16 protein-coding genes are annotated in these 19,775 nt (G+C 38.2%); 10 read left to right on the top strand and 6 right to left on the bottom strand.

What is annotated here, in order from left to right; all coding sequences use genetic code 11:
- Positions 1-258: 258 nt before the first annotated feature.
- On the bottom strand, positions 259-801 hold the full coding sequence (locus tag R2R71_RS17420; RefSeq protein ID WP_316832551.1) for a hypothetical protein: 543 nt from the start codon (positions 799-801) through the stop codon (positions 259-261).
- 258 nt (positions 802-1,059) lie between these two features.
- On the opposite strand from R2R71_RS17420, the gene R2R71_RS17415 reads away from it, so the two are divergent.
- The 9 genes from R2R71_RS17415 to R2R71_RS17375 all read left to right on the top strand — a co-directional run bounded on the left by R2R71_RS17415 (position 1,060) and on the right by R2R71_RS17375 (position 15,375).
- Positions 1,060-1,770 (top strand): DUF4397 domain-containing protein, encoded by a 711-nt coding sequence (locus R2R71_RS17415; RefSeq protein ID WP_316832550.1) that lies wholly within the window; start codon positions 1,060-1,062, stop codon positions 1,768-1,770.
- A gap of 269 nt (positions 1,771-2,039) precedes the next feature.
- The gene (locus R2R71_RS17410) at positions 2,040-4,445 is read left to right on the top strand and encodes a TonB-dependent receptor (protein ID WP_316832549.1); all 2,406 of its coding nucleotides are present in this window, start codon (positions 2,040-2,042) and stop codon (positions 4,443-4,445) included.
- Positions 4,446-4,463: 18 nt separating this feature from the next.
- The gene (locus R2R71_RS17405) at positions 4,464-6,881 is read left to right on the top strand and encodes a TonB-dependent receptor (RefSeq protein ID WP_316832548.1); all 2,418 of its coding nucleotides are present in this window, start codon (positions 4,464-4,466) and stop codon (positions 6,879-6,881) included.
- A gap of 63 nt (positions 6,882-6,944) precedes the next feature.
- The gene (locus R2R71_RS17400) at positions 6,945-7,655 is read left to right on the top strand and encodes a DUF4198 domain-containing protein (protein WP_316832547.1); all 711 of its coding nucleotides are present in this window, start codon (positions 6,945-6,947) and stop codon (positions 7,653-7,655) included.
- 72 nt (positions 7,656-7,727) lie between these two features.
- The gene (locus R2R71_RS17395) at positions 7,728-8,930 is read left to right on the top strand and encodes a PepSY-associated TM helix domain-containing protein (RefSeq protein ID WP_316832546.1); all 1,203 of its coding nucleotides are present in this window, start codon (positions 7,728-7,730) and stop codon (positions 8,928-8,930) included.
- Positions 8,931-8,954: 24 nt separating this feature from the next.
- Positions 8,955-9,872, top strand: coding sequence for a DUF6607 family protein (locus tag R2R71_RS17390; RefSeq protein ID WP_316832545.1), 918 nt, complete (start codon positions 8,955-8,957; stop codon positions 9,870-9,872).
- 90 nt (positions 9,873-9,962) lie between these two features.
- The gene (locus R2R71_RS17385; RefSeq protein WP_316832544.1) at positions 9,963-11,117 is read left to right on the top strand and encodes a M28 family metallopeptidase; all 1,155 of its coding nucleotides are present in this window, start codon (positions 9,963-9,965) and stop codon (positions 11,115-11,117) included.
- 122 nt (positions 11,118-11,239) lie between these two features.
- Positions 11,240-12,316, top strand: a complete 1,077-nt coding sequence (locus R2R71_RS17380; RefSeq protein WP_316832543.1) for a DUF5694 domain-containing protein — start codon at positions 11,240-11,242, stop codon at positions 12,314-12,316.
- A 278-nt stretch (positions 12,317-12,594) separates the two neighbouring features.
- Complete coding sequence (locus R2R71_RS17375) at positions 12,595-15,375, top strand: outer membrane beta-barrel protein (RefSeq protein ID WP_316832542.1); 2,781 nt, start codon at positions 12,595-12,597, stop codon at positions 15,373-15,375.
- Between the two features lie 86 nt (positions 15,376-15,461).
- Here R2R71_RS17375 and R2R71_RS17370 read toward each other — a convergent pair whose 3' ends face one another.
- The 5 genes from R2R71_RS17370 to R2R71_RS17350 all read right to left on the bottom strand — a co-directional run bounded on the left by R2R71_RS17370 (position 15,462) and on the right by R2R71_RS17350 (position 19,015).
- Positions 15,462-15,734, bottom strand: a complete 273-nt coding sequence (locus tag R2R71_RS17370) for a hypothetical protein (RefSeq protein ID WP_316832541.1) — start codon at positions 15,732-15,734, stop codon at positions 15,462-15,464.
- Positions 15,735-15,751: 17 nt separating this feature from the next.
- Positions 15,752-16,459: an LLM class flavin-dependent oxidoreductase gene (locus R2R71_RS17365; RefSeq protein WP_316832540.1), complete on the bottom strand. Its 708-nt coding sequence runs from the start codon at positions 16,457-16,459 to the stop codon at positions 15,752-15,754.
- A 72-nt stretch (positions 16,460-16,531) separates the two neighbouring features.
- A complete protein-coding gene (locus R2R71_RS17360) occupies positions 16,532-17,218 on the bottom strand; it encodes a class I SAM-dependent methyltransferase (protein WP_316832539.1) in 687 nt (228 codons plus the stop codon).
- Positions 17,219-17,326: 108 nt separating this feature from the next.
- Positions 17,327-18,724: an MBL fold metallo-hydrolase gene (locus R2R71_RS17355; RefSeq protein WP_316832538.1), complete on the bottom strand. Its 1,398-nt coding sequence runs from the start codon at positions 18,722-18,724 to the stop codon at positions 17,327-17,329.
- A gap of 63 nt (positions 18,725-18,787) precedes the next feature.
- Positions 18,788-19,015, bottom strand: a complete 228-nt coding sequence (locus R2R71_RS17350; RefSeq protein WP_316832537.1) for a YtxH domain-containing protein — start codon at positions 19,013-19,015, stop codon at positions 18,788-18,790.
- Positions 19,016-19,089: 74 nt separating this feature from the next.
- Here R2R71_RS17350 and R2R71_RS17345 point away from each other — a divergent pair, with 74 nt between their 5' ends.
- On the top strand, positions 19,090-19,722 hold the full coding sequence (locus R2R71_RS17345; protein WP_316832536.1) for an HAD family hydrolase: 633 nt from the start codon (positions 19,090-19,092) through the stop codon (positions 19,720-19,722).
- The last annotated feature ends 53 nt before the right edge of the window (positions 19,723-19,775 follow it).

Genomic DNA, 19,775 nt, shown 5'->3' with positions numbered 1-19,775 from the left:
ATTTTGCCGGCTTTTGGGATAATGAAATACGGGCTGAAAATGATTAATAAATAAACTCTCAACAGACACTAATTGTGCTGTGAAACCTGAAAGTTTATGTAAAAAATTTTTAATCATTTTCTGCGTATTAAAACGGCTTTAACTCTATTGAGGTGCAAAGGTTTAAATAATTATTGAGTTACACAATATTTTTTAACTTTTTTACATTTTTATAATGATTATAAAAACAAAAGGCCCCGATAATTCGGAGCCTTAGTTTTATTTTTTACTTAAGCCAACGGATACCCGGGTACCATCGAGAAAAAAGTTTAGCTTTTTCGGAGTGGCACCTGCGGGTAACTGGAAAGACCAAACGGCTTGTGATGAGGCTTCAGGCTCAGGACTATTACTTCCTGAGTTTTCTTTTCCCGCTATAGAAGTACCATTATCCAGCTCTAACCTGGCATCTGAGCTCGACACTGAAAAATATTTCTTAGCCTCTAAAGTACTTTTGTTTGTAAACTGCAAATTTAAGGTTAACTCTGAACCTGTAGCTTTGCCATCGGCATCTGTTAAATCAACAGATGATGCAGACGTAACTTTAATCAGCGCCTCTTTAGTTTTTCCTAAAATTGCACTATCCGGAACAGCATTATATTCAACCATTTGAGGTCCGTTCTCAGTTTTTGCCGGTACAGTTACTGTGGTTTCAGTTTTGGTGATCGTTGTATCAGCAGGTTTATCTTTTGATGAGTTACTGCAAGATGAAAAAGCAATTACGCTTACTGCCATGATGGTCAATTTCGAGATGTTTTTTATCATTTTTCAAAGGTTTAAGGGTTAATCAAAATTATTGTTATTAAAGCTTTTTAACGTTAAGATTATTAAACGATTAGGTAAACTTTATATGAACAGCTAATTTATTTTTTTGTTTTAGAGGCCTGAATTGCCCTCTGAAATTTTAACATCCGATTAACAAGTTTTAACATCCTTTATTGATATTTAAAGCCGATATTTGTATGCTTGTAGCAAATTTAGCTGCTTAAACGTTTTAACATAAAATCTTATACCAAAATATTTATGAATACTTCTACAATTAATTATTTTAAAAAAACCAGAACTTATTTGTTTCTTTTGCTATTGAGTGCAGTTGCTTTAAGTTCTTGTGTTAAATCTGACAGTACCGATACAACAATAGCTTATTTGAGGGTGATTAATGCATCGCCGGCATTAGCAACTTATAATGTTTATTTGAGCGGAAGCAAAATTAATTCCGCAGCACTACCATTTGCAGGTTCAATAGCATATACTTCACGAACAGCAGGTACATACGGACTTAAATTTACCAGCGGAAGTTCTGTAGAAAGCCTTTATTCAAAAGATATTACCTTAAGCGCAGGTGCAAGTTATTCATACTATCTGGTAAATAAACCAGGACAGCTGGATGGCTTACTGATCAGTGAAGATTTAACGGCTGGCTCTACAGATAAGGCTTATATCCGCTTTATTAACCTGGCAGTCGATGCACCTGCATTAGATTTAGTAAAAACAGGAACAACAACTTCTTACGGAACAAGCAGAACATACAAAACAGCTGGTAGCTTTGTTGCTGTTGATGCAGGAACATATTCATTAGACGCAAAAGAAACCTCATCGGGCTTAGTGAAAACAACTAAAACAGATGCAACTTTTGCTGCCGGATATCATTATGATGTAATTTGTGGAGGATTAGTAACACCTGCAAATGATACCGAACGACCATTAAGCTTACAAGTTATTACAGTTAAATAATCCCTATTAATCCAAAAATGTAGGAATACAATCAGAGGTTGTCTTAAATTAAGACAACCTTTTTTGTTTATCAATACCACGTTACTGACCAGCAAATGTTAAATCTCAGCCTTTAACATTAGCTATTTAAACCTGTATATCAATTAGTTAAACACTAACTTATTGTACAACTAACACTTTCTTATTTAGAATTAGTCAAAATTAATTTGGATAATAGTTTTTTCTGCCGTTATTTTGCGATTGTTTAGAATTAATCCAAATAAATAATAATGAAAAAACTCTTACCATTTTGTATAACGCTCATCCTCATAATTTTAACTTTTACAACCTTTGCCCAGCAGTTATCCTCCATCTCTGGAATTGTAACCACATCTGATGGTAAACCAGCGCCATTTATTACTGTTGGCTTAAAAGGCAAAGGCCTAAGCTACATTACAGATGAAAATGGTAAATACAGTATTGGTCGTGTTAAGGCAGGCAACTACATTATTAAAACATCTGCTGTTGGCTTAAAGCCTGAAGAAAAAACTGTTACTGTTGTTGCAGGACAAGACCTGACCATCAATTTTTCTTTAGCAGAAAATGAGGATCAGTTGAAAGAGGTTAATATCATCTCACAGAAAACAAATCGATTTGGCACTAAATCAAGCAATTATGTTGCCAAGTTACCACTAAAAAATCTCGAAAATCCGCAGGTTTATAATACTGTGAGTAAAGAGTTAATGACTGAACAATTAGTTACAAACTTTAGCAGTGCATTAACTTATGTAGCTGGTTTAGATAAGTTATGGACTTCAACCGGCCGTGGCGGAGATGGTGCCGCATATTATACCTTACGTGGTTTTTCTACCCAGGTTTCTTTGGTTGATGGTATTGCAGGCTTAACCAATGGCGATTTAGATCCTGCAAACATCGAAACCATCGAAGTAATCAAAGGCCCTTCAGGCACATTGTATGGTGGTTCTATAACCAATTTCGGAGGTTTAATAAATATAGTAACAAAAAAACCAATCGATACCCTGGGTGGGAATCTATCTTATAACACCGGTAGTTTCGGATTAAGTCGTGTTACAGGTGATATTTATGGTCCTTTAACTAAAAATCTATCATTCCGTTTAAACGTTGCCAATACAAAGCAAAACAGCTGGCAAGATGCAGGTTTCAGTAAATCGACATTTTTAGCACCTGCGCTGGAATACCGCATCAGTGAAAAATTAAAACTAAACATTGGTGCTGAATTTTACAGCTACGAAGGCACTAACCCGCTTATGGTATTTTTAAACCGTTCGAGACAGTTAATTGCCCGTACACCTGATGAGTTAAATTTCGATTGGGGTAAATCTTATACGAGTAACGACATTACCGTAAAAACACCAACTTCAAATGTTCATGGCCAGTTAAGCTACAAAATTTCAGACCAATGGACTTCTCAAACAAACTTTTCTCAAAGCAACCGTAAATCAGATGGTTATTATCAATATGTAATGTTTTTGGGCGCTAACGACAATGTTTTATCGCGTTACATTGCCAACCTTAACTCCGTAAGTACATCCGCCGATATTCAGCAGAATTTTATTGGCGATTTCAAAATAGGTTCTGTTCGCAACCGTATGATTGTAGGCCTCGACTATTTGAACCAATACACTAACAACAGTAATTCTCCATACATCTTGTATGATGCTACTGGGATTAATACAGCTGGTATTGTGCCGAACATTTCAAAAAGCGGTGTCGAGGCCAAAATTGCCGCCAGTACTGCTGCTGCTACAAAAAACAGCACAAGAAATAAAGTTTACAGTGCCTACGCCTCTGATGTAATCAATATAACAGATGCATTATCAGCGATGTTGAGCTTACGAATCGATCGTTTTGATAACAAGGGAACTTATAATCAGTTTACCGGAACAAACTCAGGCGATTACCTTCAGACAGCAGTTTCTCCAAAGTTTGGTCTGGTATACGGAATTATTAAAGATAAGCTTTCCGTATTCGGAAATTATATGAATGGTTTCAGAAATGTGGCTACCGTTACACAGCCATTGGCAGATATTTCTGGCGTATTTAAACCACAGCAAGCGAACCAGATTGAAGGTGGTATTAAAGGAGATTTATTCGATAATAAACTAAGCTTTACTGCAAGCTATTACGATATAAAGGTTAATAATACAACCAGAAGTGAATCAATTGTTCGTGATGGAACAACTTATAACATTACTGTTCAAGATGGCACCCAGGTAAGCAGAGGTGTCGATATCAGCTTAAGCACCAACCCTATTCAAGGTTTAAACTTTACTACAGGTTACAGCCACAACAACAGCAAAATGACTAAGTCTGCAGCATCGGTATTAGGTTTACGTCCGGTAGGTTCAGGTCCTGAAGATAGTTTCAATGCCTGGTTAAGCTACACTTTAACAACCGGAAAATTGTCAGGTTTAGGTTTCGGGACAGGTGTTAATTACAATGGTGATAACATCATCACGAATACCACTACAACCGGCATGTTTGTTTTACCAGCCTACACCATTTTTGATGCATCGGCATTTTACGACCAGAAACGATTCAGATTAGGTGTTAAAGTTAATAACATCGGCGATGTAAGATATTACAAAGGCTGGACTACCGTTGAACCTCAATTACCAAGAAACTTCACAGCAAACATCAGCTTAAAATTCTAAGTCTAAAAAATATATAAGATGAACAAAATAAGACTCGTTCTTTTAACAGCAGGGATGCTGCTCATAAACATAATTGCTTTTTCACAACAGTTTGCCACTGTTAAGGGTACAATTACAACTTCTAACGGAAAACCAGCGGCTTACATATCGGTTGGGTTAAAAGGCGCCGGAAACGGTACATTAACTGATGATAATGGTAAATTTACTATCCACCGTGTTAAGCCCGGAACTTATACCATTAAAGCATCTGCCGTAGGTATTAATGCTGCTGAAAAATCGGTTACTGTTGCCGCCGGCGAAAATAAAACAGTGGATTTTGTCTTGTCTGAAAACGATCAGGCTTTAGAAGAAGTAACTGTAGCGGGTATAAACGAAAAGTACAAAGTGAGTTTACCTTCAGCAACTTTAAGACTAAATGAGCCCTTGCTCGAAGCACCACAAAACATACAGATTGTTAGTAACCAGGCCTTGAAGGATCAGCAGATCATCAGCATGAGCGACGGCCTGATCAGAAATGTAAGCGGTGCCGTACGCTTGGAGCACTGGGGCGATTTGTACACCAATATACAGATGAGAGGTTCGCAGATACAAGCCATGCGAAATGGTTTCAATGTTGTTTCATCATACTGGGGGCCATTAACCGAAGACATGAGTTTTGTAGATCATGTTGAATTCGTAAAAGGGCCTGCAGGTTTCATGCTGGGCAACGGCGATCCGAGTGGAATGTATAATGTAGTTACCAAAAAACCTACAGGATTAAATCAGGGTGAGGTTTCGTTTACAACCGGCAGTTACGATTTATTCCGCACAAGCATTGATTTTGACCATAAGCTTACTTCAGATGGCAAGTTTCTTTTTCGCCTGAACGCAGCTGCTCAAAACAAAGGTTCTTTCAGACAGTTTGAGAAAAATGACCGTTACAGTTTTGCACCGGTATTAAGCTATCAGATTACACCGAGTACCAAATTAACAGCAGAATATGTTTTGCAGAATGCAAAAATGACTGAGGTTGGCTCTTATTATATTTTTAGTACAGATGGCTACGCTACTAAACCGCAGGATTTTACTCTAACACAACCAGGAGTTGATCCAACCAGGATAAATGATAATAGTTTAACCCTAAATTTAACCCAGCATTTAGGCCAGGATTGGAAGTTGACAGCCCAGGCAGCTTATTATAAATACCTGCAGATTGGTTCAAGTTCATGGCCATCGGCAGTTTATACCGATGGAACCATCATCCGTAATGTAGCGATTTGGGATGCGAAAAGCACCATGAAACTCGCTCAATTATTTGTAAACGGAACTGCAAAAACCGGTGGTATTGTTCATCGCATTTTAGCAGGTTTTGACGGCGGAAAGAAAAACTATTTCGCTGACTGGGGACAGTACCATGATCTTGACCTTGCTTCATCGCCATTTAATGTAAACAATCCAAATTATGGCTTCCCGTCAAACGGCTATCCTCAGTTTGACCGTTCAACTTCAATTGAACAAAGGGCAACTGCTATCGGTGGCTTAATGGACCAAAAATATTTAAGCGGATATGTTCAGGATGAACTGGGCTTTTTCAACAACGTAGTTCGTTTAACTTTAGCGGGCCGCTATACCTATGTTAGTCAGTCTTCATGGGGTGGTGCTCCTGATAAAGCCAAACATGTTACCCCACGCGTTGGCTTAAGTGTATCTGTAAACAAAAACACATCTCTTTATGCCGTTTACGATGAAGCCTTTACGCCACAATCTGGCTTATTGCGTAATGGCAGTAACCCGAAACCAATTACCGGAAACAACAAGGAATTTGGAATTAAGAAAGACTGGTTGGATGGTCGATGGAATACCACACTATCTGTTTATCGGATAATGAAAGAAAATGAGCTTGCCGCCGACCCTGCAAATAAAGCGGGCGAAAGCTATAGTATTGTTGTAGGTGAAAAAAGAGCACAAGGTATAGAATTCGACCTCCGTGGTGAACTTGCCAAAGGCCTTAATTTAATTGCTAACTATGCTTACACCGATGGTAAGGTAACAGCAGTTGCTGATGGTGTTACCAGCATGGTTGTTGGTCAGGTGGTACCTGGTTTTGCTAAACATACCAGTAATGCATGGCTTACTTACACCATACAAAATGGAACATTAAAAGGTGCCGGAATTACCACTGGTTTTACCTATCTGGTAGACAGGGCTACACAAACTTACAGCGCCGATAATGCCAATCAAAACCTGCCAGACTATTTTAAGCTCGATGGTGGATTATTCTGGGGACTTAAAAAAGTTAAAATAACAGCCAATGTGTCGAATATTTTAAACAAATACCTTTATACAGGTGCATACTACACCGGATATTTCAATGCCCCGAATTATGACCTTGGGGTGTATTCATGGCAGGCAGAAGCACCAAGAAATTACAGAATTAGCATAGCATATAAATTTTAATTAACCAGGCCGGTGGAAATTTGTCAGATAGTTTTTACCGGCCTTTATCAATTCCGAAAAATTATGAAAACTAAATTATCATTAATCCTTTTCTTTTTAGCGTTTAGCGTAACAAGTACTTTTGCCCATGCTTTATGGATCGAAACCTCTTCAACAGGAAAAAAAGGACAAGCGCAGGAAGTGAAAGTATTCTTCGGTGAATACGAAGCGAACGAACCGGATTCCGCAAAAAAATGGTTCAGCAACCTGAAAGAATTTAAACTGGTTTTAACAGCACCAAATGGCAGCACGAAAGTTTTAGCAACCACTCAGGACGTTCATTTTTATAAAACCACCTTCACGCCAGACCAGGATGGTACTTATAAACTTTCTGTGGTACACGAAGTGGCAGACATTTACGAAAAAGGTAAATTACAATATTATGCATTTGCTGATGTTGCCGTAGGAAAAGCAAAAATTAATGCAGCGTACCCTGCTGAAGCAGCATTAACAATCAGACCTGAAAAGAATGTACTAAAAGTTGGGGAATCGGCAAAGCACCAGGTAATTTACAATAAAGCACCTTATGCAAAACAAAAACTAACGGTTGTAAATACAGAAAGAAAACCACAGGAAACCGAAACAGATGCAGAAGGAAAATTTGTTTTCAAGCCTGAACAAAAAGGAAGTTATTTCTTCGAAGCCTTTACTGAAGATAAAACGCCAGGGAAACTTAATGGCAAAGACTACGAAAAAGTATGGCATTTAGTAACTTACACAGCAGAAGTTAAATAGTAAAAACTTAAATAAATTTTATTGCCAACTGGTAGCTAAAACGGCCAGTTGGTTCTTTTATTAAAAAGCATAATGGCACTAACAAAACCAGCGCAGAAGAAACCAAAAAAATCGCGATTAAGAAGAATCAGTGATTGGTTACACTTATGGCTGGGAATTGTTTCGGGCCTGGTTGTTCTTCACCTCGGAATAACGGGTTGTATTTTCGCCTTTCAAAAAGAAATTACAGATTTTATCCACAGGAAAGAGTTCTTTGTTAATGTACCCGCAGAAGCGAAAACCCTGCCATTAAGTGTATTAAAAACAAATGCAGAAAATGCCCTGGGCAATCATAAAAAAATCACCTTCATATCAAGCTATAAATCGCCTGAACGTTCGTGGGAATTTGGTGTTTATAAAGCCGGCAACCCAAAAGCATTCTGGTATTTCGATTCTATTGATTATTATGATGTGGTTTATGTAAATCCCTATACGGGTAAAGTAAACCTCGTTGCCGACCAGAAATATGAATTTTTTGGCATTATTAAAATGCTTCATTGGAGCTTCCTGATTAATCACCCTATCGGGCAGCAAATTATTGGCTGGTCTACATTTATTTTCGTATTTCTGCTTATTTCAGGCATCATTATGTGGTGGCCTAAAAACCTCAAAAAATCAAATTTCGATAAGAGTTTTAAAATTAAATGGTCGGCGAAATTAAAACGGATAAACTACGATTTGCACAATGTATTAGGTTTTTACGCAATGCTGATTTGTTTGGTACTGGCCTTAACAGGTATGGTCTGGGCTTTCAAATGGTTTGAAACGACCGTATATGTTGTCGCCTCAAGGAGTACAACAGCTCCTTCCTTTGCCGATGTTAAATCAGACTCAACGAAAACCATATCGGCTGTTCCTTTTGATGTCGCATTTGAACAGGCCAAGTTAAAGTTTAAAGAGAAAGATAGAATTGGCATGTCGCCGGCGGAAGGTGGAACAGCTACAATTTATGCTACAGGTTATAAAGGTGAAGAAACCTACTGGAATTACGACGTTATACAATTTGACCAGTATACAGGAAAATTGCTTCACCGGAAAAATCAATCAGAAAAAAATGCCGGCGAAGCATTAATCGGGATGAATTATGATATACACGTTGGTGCAATATTGGGTTTACCCGGAAAAATATTAGCTTTTTTTGCAAGTCTTATTGCAGCAAGCCTACCGGTTACAGGCTTCATCATTTGGTGGGGCAAAAAGAAAAAGAAGAAAAATCCCGCATTAGCGGTTCAATAAATACCATAATAAATTAAATATAATATGAAAATTGTAAACCTGATTTTAGTACTTGCAGCAATTTCAGTGCTTAGTGCTAGCGCTCAAGACAAATTAGAGCAAGACCGAAAAGCAATCAAATCCTTAGCCGGATTTTACAAAGTAAACTTCAACTACGCAGAGGTAACGGCTCCCGATGCGAATTATCAGTTCAGCAAACCCTACCGCAGCCACGGAAACGAATGGGCAGAAATTATTGTTGATGAACCCAAAAAAATCGTTATTCAGCATATGCTGGCCATTGATGATTCGACCGTAATTAAACACTGGCGTCAGGATTGGACTTACGAAGACACCGATATTATTCTTTATACGCAGGATAACGCCTGGAAAAAAGGCAAGCTAACTGCAGCCGATGTAAAAGGAAAATGGACACAAAAAGTTTACCAGGTTGATGACAGCCCACGTTATCAGGGGATTGGAACCTGGAGCCATGTTGGTGGGCACGATGCCTGGTCGAGCGAAACGGATTCACCTCTTCCAAGAAGGGAATCAACTGTGCGTAAAGATTATAATGTTTTAAATCGTGGCAGCAGAATCACCATCACCAAAGATGGATGGATGTTTGAACAGGACAATAAAAAAATTGTACGTTCGCCACAGGGTGATAAATTATTAGCCGTTGAAAAAGGTTATGAAGAATTTACTAAAATTGACCCTAAAACTTTTGATTACGCACAGAAATGGTGGACTGGCCAGCAAACTTATTGGGCTGATGTTCGTAGTGTTTGGGCCGACGTTATTGGTACTAACGACACGTTGAAAGTAAAAACAATGGCCAATGGCAAATTACTTTACGAAACACTCTTCTCATTGGGCGACCAATCGATTAAAGAAAAATGGACTGCAGCACAGAATAAAGAGAAAGTGAAAGCAGCCTTACAGCCTTATTTAGCTAAATAGAAAAGCCAAATTACAATTCTTAGAAAAGCCAGACAGCATAAAATTGTCTGGCTTTTCTTTTAAACGGTTATTTATTTGCAAATTGTTGATATGCAAGTTTCATTAGCCAAAAAGCTTATAACCTCCCTGCTCCTTATCTCCTCTTTGAGTACCTTTGCTCAGGATTCAGTTTATGTGCGTAAAACAATCAATACATTAACATCAAAAGAATTCTGGGGACGGGGTTACACGAAGAACGGGATGGCAAAAGCCGCAGACTTTTTATCGGCGGCCTATAAAAAAATAGGGTTAACGCCCATGTCCGAAGACTTTAAACAGTCGTTTTCTTTCCCTGTTAACACTTTTCCCGGTAAAATGATCGTTGAGGTTAATGGAAAAAAGCTTATTCCCGGCAAGGATTTTATTATCACTAATGAGAGTCAATCGATAAAGGAAAAAGCAACGCTCGAAAAAGCTGATGAAGCAAAATATAATGCCGGCAATAGGCTTCAGGTAAACGTAAAAGATAAATTAACCTGGTCAGTTGCCACTGAAGTAACTGAACCGGTAAAAATAGAAATTAATAAGAAAGCCTTAACAAGCGAGCCCAAAACAATAAATGTTGATATTGAAAATGAGTTTATCCCTGATTTTAAAGCCTTCAATATTGCAGGTTACGTAAAAGGCATCAAGTACCCCGATTCTATCGTAATGATTACGGCTCATTACGACCATCTTGGTGGAATGGGTGCAGACACTTATTTTCCAGGCGCTAACGATAATGCGGCCGGCGTAGCAACCTTGTTAAGCCTTGCTAAATATTATACTGCAAACCCTCAATCCTATTCTGTTGGCTTTATTTGCTTTGCAGCTGAAGAGGCAGGACTGCTTGGCTCAAGGTATTTTACTGAAAATCCCTTAATCCCGCTTAACAAAATTAAGTTTTTAATAAACCTTGATTTAGTTGGAACTGGCGAGGGCGGAATGACGGTTGTAAATGCCAGTGTTTACCCGCAAGCTTTTAAACTGTTAAACGAAATTAATGCTGAACAAAACTTGATTTCGAAAATAAACGCCAGGGGAAAAGCTGCAAACAGCGACCATTATTTCTTCACCGAAAAAGGTGTTCCGGCATTCTTTTTTTATACGCAAGGCGGCCCAAGCGCATACCATGATGTTTACGATGTAGCACAAAACTTACCCTTAACGGAGTATAATGACTTGTTTAAACTCATCGTTTCTTTTAACAGGAAAATAATGCAATAAGAAATATATCTTGACCTGAAATAACCTGTTGGGATAATGTTTTAATCCGTTCGGATAATTAAATTTCCATCCTGATGGTATCTTTTCATTTTTGAATCAACAAATCAAAAACAAGATTCATTATGAAAAAGATAAAACAAAGCAGCCTTACATTTTTACTATTAATCTGTATCGCCATAAAATTACAGGCGCAAAATCAAATCGAAATTGTAATTGTAGGTTCAAGTCATGATAACGCCAGGTCTACCCAAAACTTCCAGGCAATTATCGACAAGCTCAAAAACTTTAAGCCGGATATGGTTTTTGGTGAATATTTACCTGCTGAAGATTATGCCACATTGGAAAACGATAACTGGGCTAAAAAAGGTTTTAAAACCAAAGTCGATTATATCAATAAATTAAACCCTGAAACACCAAAAAATCTTTCTGTATTAATTAAAAAGAACCAAAAAGCATTAACATCCTTCCAATATTACCATAAAACGAGGATGAACCTTGCTGTTGAATACGCTAAAACCTGGGACAGAGGCAATTTCGATTACCAGTTGTTTGTATTGGAAAATTACATGAAAGATAAATTTGGCAAAGAAGAAAAAGCCGAATACGCAAGGATGTTCGGGCGTGTAGATTCCTTAAAAAAATTAGGTGTTATCCGGCCAGGAAGCGAATACCATAAAATATTTTTCCCGCTGATTTATCAGCTCGGACAAAACCAGATCTACAATATGGACTGCCAGACCTATGATAAACCCTGGAGTGTAGCATGGGCCAAAACGGATTCGCTCTTTAAAATCTTAGCTGCAAAAGCAAAAAAAGACAGCCTTTCATCCGAAGCAAAAACATTAAAAGCTATCGAACAATATTCTAGATATGCTGATGAGGAAGAGAAAAAGTTTATAGCTGATGAATATGCAGGCATGAACACCGATAAATATTCAGAACTTAACGATGCCTGGAATTTTTACGGCGGTCGGAAATTTTATGGATACGCAGGTTTCCCAACAGAATCGGTTAAAGAAATGATGGCGCAATGGGCTTTAAGAAATGAAGGCATGTGCAAAAACATCATCGAGCAGGCAAAAGTCAAAAAAGCAAAAAGAGTTGTGGTTGGCGTTGGTGCTGCACATCGCAAGATAATGGAAGAAATTTTAGCAAAAAATGCATCTGTTAAAATTATCAGCTATAACGATTTGCATTAAGTAATAAAACCGCCAGCAAATTCACTCAATGTTATCCTGAGGCGCTTGTGATACTTAACTAATAAGTTAACAAGTTGCTTCAGGATATTTTTTTAGATCCTGTTTTGTAATTTTCTTGTTTGCATTTGAAATTAATCAGTCCTGAAACTATCTTTACCTAAAAACTTAGTTTATTTTTAAAATGATGCAACATCTGATCAGTTCTTGTGTCTATAAGCTAAATATCAAACAAAAATTAATCAGGCCCGAAAAATTAACGGCAGTTCAACCACCGTAACATGAAGAAACTCTTACTCTCATTATCTTTTCTATTACTTACAAGCGCATTATTTGCACAGAAAAATGGCAGCATAACCGGAATTCTGGCCGATAGTGCTAACCATAAAACTACGTTGAATTATGCTACAGTTTCTGTTTATAAAGCTGGCGATAGCGTTTTAACTACTTATAAACTATCTGACGATAAAGGGGTTTTCAAGATCAATGGCTTGCAAACAGGCATAAAATATCGATTAGTAATTACGGCCTGGCAGTACGCCATATATCGTAAAGAAGTTCAGCTAACAGCAGAAAATCCTTTAGTTAATTTAGGCTCACTTTACTTATCTACCAAGGCAAATGATTTAAACGAAGTAAACATTGTAGCCGAAAGACCACCGGTAATTGTGCGTAAAGACACCATTGAATTTAATGCCGAATCGTTTAAAACATTGCCATCTGCCGTTGTAGAAGATTTATTGAAAAAATTACCAGGCGTTGCCATCGCTTCCGACGGATCAATACAGGTAAATGGAAAAACAGTAAGCAAAATACTGGTTGATGGCAAAGAGTTTTTTGGAGGCGATCAGCAAATTGCAACTAAAAATTTACCAGCCAATATTATCGATAAAATACAGGTAATGGACGACAAGGAAGCAAAGCGTGCCGACCCTGACCTGCTTGCTGTAAACACACCACAAGTAATTAACCTGAAGCTTAAAAAAGCCATTAAACAAGGTGCTTTTGGTAAGTTATACGGAGGAGGCGGTCTACCTAATGGCCGTTTTGAAGCAGGAGGTATCATGAACTTTTTCAGAGACACAACGCAGGTAAGTATATTGGGTTACGGTAATAACGTAAACAAACCGGGTTTCTCGATAAGCGATATTATGCGGATTGGCGGAATGCAAAGAACTGGTGTAAATTCAATGATGGTGAACAGCGACGGTGGCTATGCACTAAATGGCCTAAGCTTTGGCGGTGCCGCAAGTGGTATTCAAAAATCGGCCGGTGCAGGTGCAAATTTCAATACACTCACCAAAAAAGGGGCAAAATTAAACCTCAAATATTTCTTCGGATTAAGCAATCAGGAGAACATTACCCTTACCGATAGCAGGCAGAGTTTAGGGACGGGTGATTTACTTTCATCAACCAACCAGAACCAGCTGAACAAAACTTATAGCCACAACATCAGCGGACGTGGGGATTTTAAAATCGATAGCTTAACACAACTCATCATTACACCATCAGTAACCATTAACAGCACCAGAAATAACGGATTACTGTTAACTCAAACCCGCGACATCAATAATGTACAGTTAAACAATGGTTATAATGAATCGAGAACGGTAGGCGATAATACGGACTATCAGTTGTCGGCAAACCTTTGGAAAGATTTAAGGAAAAGTAAGGGAAGCCTGAACATGACGCTAAACCTCACCAAGAAAAATAATTTAATAGATTACTACAACAACAGCATAAGTAACTTTTACAATCCTAATTCGAGTCTGGTGCTCGATCAGTTACGCGATAATAACATCAGGAATCAAGGTGTTAACCTGAATGTAAACTTCAACAAAACGATTACTAAAAAGTTAAGCCTGACAATTGCAACCAATGCAAATTACCTGGATAACGAAAATGCACTGGCTACTTTTTATAAAGACCCTTCAAACCAGGCATATGATATTGCAGTACCAACACTTTCTCAAACGGTTAACCAGGAAGGTTATAAAACCAATAACCGTGCGTCGTTAAGATGGAAAGCAACTAAAAATTTAACCATACAGCCGGGTATAGTTTTTAACACGATAAATCTCGAGAACAGCTTTACCAGTTATCCATCCTTCAGGCAAAACTTTACTTTTTTTGCACCATCGGCAAATATCCGCTTTAAGGATTTCAGTATCGACTATACCCCATCATTTCGTGAGCCTGATGTGAGTTATATACAACCGGTAGCCAATAATACCAATCCTCTTTACGTACAGAACGGAAACCCGAACCTGGTACCGACCAAAACACATCAGGTTTATTTAAACCTTTATAAGTACGATGTTCAGCACTCATTGAACTATAATGCCTACGGTAATGCCAGCTTTGATAACGATGCGGTAATTATGGCCAGGACAATTTCAGCAAGTGGACTACAAACCGCCACACCAATAAATGTTGATGGAATTATCAGGCTTAATGCCGGGTTAAATTTTAGCAAGGATATTAAAAAAGATAAAAGACAGTTTACCCTGGGAACAGGCTTTTATACCAACTTTACCAGAAATCTGGTGCAGGTTAATGCCATTACCAGTTATGCCAAAATATTGAGTATAACGCCCAGGGTTAACGGAAAGATTAATCTTAATGATGTATTTGAGCTTTCTACGAGCTATAATTTCGGGATTAACAGCAGCAGGTATGATGATACTTATTTTACCAACATCAATTACTTTACGCACATGAGCGAAAGTGAGCTGATTGTACGTTTACCTAAAAAGTTGGTTTGGGAAACAACTTATCGCATAAATTACAACACGCAAACCGTAGCCGGGTTTAACAATAAAATCCAGATCTGGAATGCAGCTTTAACCTATCTTTTCATGAAAAACGATAGGGCACAATTGAAATTCTCGGTTAATGATATCCTGAATACGAATACGCGACGTTATGTAAGTATTACTGAAAATTCTATCCGCGATTCGCGATACAATAACCTTGGCCGTTATGCACTGTTAACCTTCACCTATAACATTCAAAACTTCGGTGGAAAAGTGGGCGGAAAAGACACTTTTTTCAGGTTTTAATTAAAGAAGAATATAGGAAACCTTTGAACCTGGAACCCCAAAGTTCAAAGGTTTCTTAAAAGCAAACTTGGAAGCTTAAACCGCGTTTACAGAAACAAATCGGCAAGCAACTGATAAGATTTAATCCGATCTTCAAAATGCTCGGTAATGGTAACAGCCATTAATTCATCTACATCATATTCAGCAGCTAATTTGGTAAGTTTTGTTTTTACCTCATCAGGTGTTCCATAAACCATGCGGGATCGGTTTGCCTTCATCCGCTCAATTTCTGCTGAATTATAAGTAATGTCTTTGATGTCTTCATAACCTGTCGACGTTAACCCTCCACCCTTTTCGAGTTGTAAGAAGCGATAACTCATCAATACCTCCTGTTGCTTTATTCATCTTCCGAACAGAAAATGAATAAAGCAACATTATCAACAGGTTTTTGTAAATCAGCCGAAGGCTTAAAATGTGTCCTGTAATACTGAACAGCTTCAGGCCCACCTTTCGGATTAATAAAATGAGCAAAAGAAAATCCCATTCCGAAATGTGCCGCAAATAAAGCACTCTGCCCACTGCTACTCAGCATCCACTGTTGTGGTAACGTTTCAGAAACCGGAATGGCCTTTATCTTGGTTTGAATTGTGCCTGGTTCAGGTGTATCGTGAAGGTAGTTTTGTAGATCCTGCAACTGAACAACGAAATCCTGCTCGCTCCAGTTATTTGATGGATTTAGCATAGATGCCGTAATCCTGTCAGTACCCGGTGCCCGGCCCATGCCTAAATCAATCCTGTTCGGATGCAGCACTTCAAGCAGGCGGAAACTCTCCGCAACTTTTAATGCACTATGATTGGGCAGCATTATACCACCAGATCCAATGCGTAATGTTTTGGTATGATTAGCCAGGTGGGCGATCAATATCTCAGGTGTAGAACCTGCCAGGCTCGTTGTATTATGATGTTCCGAAACCCAGAAACGATGATAACCTAACCGCTCTGCTTCCTGCGCCAGTAATGTGGTTTCTTCAATGGCCCTGCGGGCTGTAACGCCTTTACGCACCGGCGATTGATCTAATACGCTTAATTTTATTTTTGTTTCCATACGATCTGTACGGACAAAAATATAAGCCCGCCTAATTAAAAAAGTAGCATATAAAGCTTTATGACTTTAAAATTATTGCGCTAAAGTTAATTTGACTAAATACTGATCTTCATTGTAGTCAAAAATAATTTCGCTGTACCATCCTGTTTCATCAGCTATCATTTTTAAGGTCTGTTCATCAATATACAACCAATTAAACCAGTTTCCTTTTTCGCCCTGATATTCATACTGGTAAGAAACTTCTCCGTAATATTGGTTCTGAGGTTTCGGCAGTTCTTCGTATAGGTAGGCAATATCAGAAGTATCAAATAGAACTTGTCCATCAGGATTAATTAGTGTTTTCAGCTTAAGCAGAAAATCTTTAAATCCCGGTAATGTACCTGTTAAGCCAATACCATTCATTAGCATTAAAATGGTATCGAACTTACCTTCGTAAGTAAAAATATCGGCTAAAAGGGCTTTCTTAACACCACGGTCTTTCATTATATTTACCGCTGCTTCAGATATATCGATCGCAGTAACATCAATATTAAAAGCCTGTAAAACCAAAGCGTGGCTTCCAACACCTGCACCAATATCGAGTACTTTTCCCTCGCACATTTGTAAAGCCTGAAGTTCCAGCACTGGCATATCTTCATCATCACGGAAGAAAAAATCGACAGGCATTTCCTCTGGCTCATCGTAAGAGTTATGCAGCCAAAGTACATCGGCTTCGCCTGATTTATAGAAATCAGTTAGCGCTTTTCCAAAAACATCCATTGGGTAAAGATAAAAAGGAAAGCTGAAAACAAGAAGTAGTAAGGTTTAGGGCATAAAGAATAAAGCTTAGGTGATATACTAACCCTAAACACTCCTCTCTAAACCTAATTACAACTCAAATACCTGATGATATTCAGGAATGGCTACGTGTTTGAAGCCATGGTCTTTTAACCTTATAGCAAATTTCTGCTGCACCTCGTATTCGCCATGCACCAGAAATAATTGTTTAACCTTTGAAGGATCTTGTCCGGATAGAAACTGAAGTAAATCTTCATAATCGCCATGCGCACTCATCGACTTTATCGACTGAATTTCAGCCTTTACTTCATAGTCATCGTGAAAAATATCGACAACCTTTTGTCCGGCAATTAAGCGACCGCCTAAAGATGAAGGTTCGCAATACCCAACCATTAAAATAGTATTTTTCGGGTTACTGATATTATTTCTGATGTGGTGCTTAACCCTTCCTGCTTCGGCCATTCCCGATGCTGAAATAATTACACAAGGTCTTGGGTCCTGATTTAATGCCTTTGATTCTTCTACCGTTTCAATAAAGCGCAAACCCTTAAAGGCAAAAACATCGTGATCTATCTTTAAGGTTTCCTTTACCCCGTTATTGTAAACTTCAGGGTGGTTTTTTAAAATTTCAGTTGCTTTTGATGATAAGGGGCTATCAACATAATAACGCACATCTGGTAATGTATTTTTGAGTTCAAGTCCGTTCAGTGCATATAAAAGTTCCTGAGTACGGCCAACACTAAATGCAGGGATTATTACTTTACCCTTTTTAATGTTGCAGGTATTGTTAATTACCTCATAAAGCATATTTTCTATCGGCTCGAGGTCTTTATGAAGCGAATCGCCGTAGGTAGATTCCATTAAAATGTAATCAGCCTGGTCAAACTGCTGCGGGCTTTTTAACAGTAAATCGCCGTAACGGCCAACATCACCGCTAAAGGTAATCCGGTTTGCTTTACCATCTTCGGTTATGGTTAAATGTACTGCTGCACTACCCAATATATGGCCAGCATCGGTAAATTTCAATCGAATACCAGGTTCTATTTCAAAGTCTTCCTCATACTCCACAATTTTCATCTGGCCAACAGCCCTGGTTACATCCTCATCGGTGTATAAGGGTTCTTCTTTTTCCTGCCCCGGCTTTAAATGGCGGTTAGCAAATTCAGCATCCTGCATTTGTATTTTTGCAGAATCCATCATTAAAATCCTTGCTAAATCCATTGTGGCCGATGTACAGAAGATTTTCCCTTCAAACCCTTCGCCAACCAACCGAGGCAATAAACCACAATGATCGATATGTGCATGCGATAACACCATGTATTTTATTTGCTTGGGATCAAATCCAAAATAGCCGTTCAGCTTGTCTGTTACTTCTCCCATGCCTTGAAAAAGGCCACAATCCAATAATATTTGCGTGTTATTTTTGAGCGTAATAAGGTGTTTGCTACCTGTAACTGTACGGGCAGCACCATGAAAGGTTATTTTCATTGTTGATGGCTGGAAATTATAATTGAATAAAAATGCCGGAATTATCCGGCATCTCCAATTATTTTAAGCTTTTATATCGGCTATTTTATCTTTAACCTTATCTGCAACGCCAGAAGCTTTATCAGCAAGGCCTGCAAGTTTATCTTTTGATGAATCTAAAAGGTCGGTAAACCAGTCAGATACTTTTCCTTTTAAATCTCCTGAAGAATCAGATGATAAAGCTAATGCTATTGTTGCGCCTAAAGCTGCTCCGGCTAATACACCTACGATAATTTTTGTTTCTTTTGTCATAATCTTAATTCTTTAATTATTAAACATAAATTAGCTTCTGCTGTTTTTATTTTTTACACAAAAACCAAACCATAATGAAAAGTATTTTCTTTATCGATTTAGATAACACCATCTATTTTACCAAACCTAATGAGGAACAACTGATGAGGGGCTTATATGATGTACTTGATAATGAAGACTTAGGTGTATCGGATGAACAATATCAGTTAGCCAAAAAGGAAATGCTGAGAACACCTTTTCAAAAGGTTGCCAATAAATATGGTTTTAAGCAGGAAGCAATCGAAAATGCCATAAAATACCTGGTTACAGGAGAAGTTACCTCGCCCTTAACGCCGGGAGAAGATTATCACCTGATTAAATCGCTTAAAGGCCGTAAATTTATTGTAACCGCAGGTTTTACCAGAAAGCAAACCACAAAAGTACAAATGCTGGGCATAGCAGATGACTTTGAGGAGCTATATATTGTTGATATTACCAAGTCAAATCAGAATAAGAAAGATGCCTTTGAAGCATTAATTAAAAAGCACCAGTTAAATCATGAAGACATTCTGGTAATTGGCGACGATGCCGAATCGGAGATTAAATTTGGTTTGGAGTTAGGTTTAACGACTTTCTTACTAGATCCTGAAAATGTACATCCGGATGCACGGACAACATTTAGAGGCATTGACCTGAGTAAATTGCATGAGGCAGCAGGACAAGTTTAATCTGCAAAATCCTTTATAAACGAAAAATTCCCGGTCTAACACCGGGAATTTTA

The organism is Pedobacter aquatilis (genome assembly GCF_032678405.1).
In the GTDB taxonomy this organism is placed as follows: domain Bacteria; phylum Bacteroidota; class Bacteroidia; order Sphingobacteriales; family Sphingobacteriaceae; genus Pedobacter; species Pedobacter aquatilis_A.
The sequence above is the reverse complement of the archived record's forward strand: the minus strand, read 5'-3'. Positions and strand labels throughout refer to the sequence as shown.

What these genes read in the sequence shown, in the direction of transcription:
- R2R71_RS17420 (WP_316832551.1), bottom strand. Translation starts at nt 801, where the DNA reads ATGATAAAAAACATCTCGAAATTGACCATCATGGCAGTAAGCGTAATT.
- R2R71_RS17415 (WP_316832550.1), top strand. Translation starts at nt 1,060, where the DNA reads ATGAATACTTCTACAATTAATTATTTTAAAAAAACCAGAACTTATTTG.
- R2R71_RS17410 (WP_316832549.1), top strand. Translation starts at nt 2,040, where the DNA reads ATGAAAAAACTCTTACCATTTTGTATAACGCTCATCCTCATAATTTTA.
- R2R71_RS17405 (WP_316832548.1), top strand. Translation starts at nt 4,464, where the DNA reads ATGAACAAAATAAGACTCGTTCTTTTAACAGCAGGGATGCTGCTCATA.
- R2R71_RS17400 (WP_316832547.1), top strand. Translation starts at nt 6,945, where the DNA reads ATGAAAACTAAATTATCATTAATCCTTTTCTTTTTAGCGTTTAGCGTA.
- R2R71_RS17395 (WP_316832546.1), top strand. Translation starts at nt 7,728, where the DNA reads ATGGCACTAACAAAACCAGCGCAGAAGAAACCAAAAAAATCGCGATTA.
- R2R71_RS17390 (WP_316832545.1), top strand. Translation starts at nt 8,955, where the DNA reads ATGAAAATTGTAAACCTGATTTTAGTACTTGCAGCAATTTCAGTGCTT.
- R2R71_RS17385 (WP_316832544.1), top strand. Translation starts at nt 9,963, where the DNA reads ATGCAAGTTTCATTAGCCAAAAAGCTTATAACCTCCCTGCTCCTTATC.
- R2R71_RS17380 (WP_316832543.1), top strand. Translation starts at nt 11,240, where the DNA reads ATGAAAAAGATAAAACAAAGCAGCCTTACATTTTTACTATTAATCTGT.
- R2R71_RS17375 (WP_316832542.1), top strand. Translation starts at nt 12,595, where the DNA reads ATGAAGAAACTCTTACTCTCATTATCTTTTCTATTACTTACAAGCGCA.
- R2R71_RS17370 (WP_316832541.1), bottom strand. Translation starts at nt 15,734, where the DNA reads ATGAGTTATCGCTTCTTACAACTCGAAAAGGGTGGAGGGTTAACGTCG.
- R2R71_RS17365 (WP_316832540.1), bottom strand. Translation starts at nt 16,459, where the DNA reads ATGGAAACAAAAATAAAATTAAGCGTATTAGATCAATCGCCGGTGCGT.
- R2R71_RS17360 (WP_316832539.1), bottom strand. Translation starts at nt 17,218, where the DNA reads ATGGATGTTTTTGGAAAAGCGCTAACTGATTTCTATAAATCAGGCGAA.
- R2R71_RS17355 (WP_316832538.1), bottom strand. Translation starts at nt 18,724, where the DNA reads ATGAAAATAACCTTTCATGGTGCTGCCCGTACAGTTACAGGTAGCAAA.
- R2R71_RS17350 (WP_316832537.1), bottom strand. Translation starts at nt 19,015, where the DNA reads ATGACAAAAGAAACAAAAATTATCGTAGGTGTATTAGCCGGAGCAGCT.
- R2R71_RS17345 (WP_316832536.1), top strand. Translation starts at nt 19,090, where the DNA reads ATGAAAAGTATTTTCTTTATCGATTTAGATAACACCATCTATTTTACC.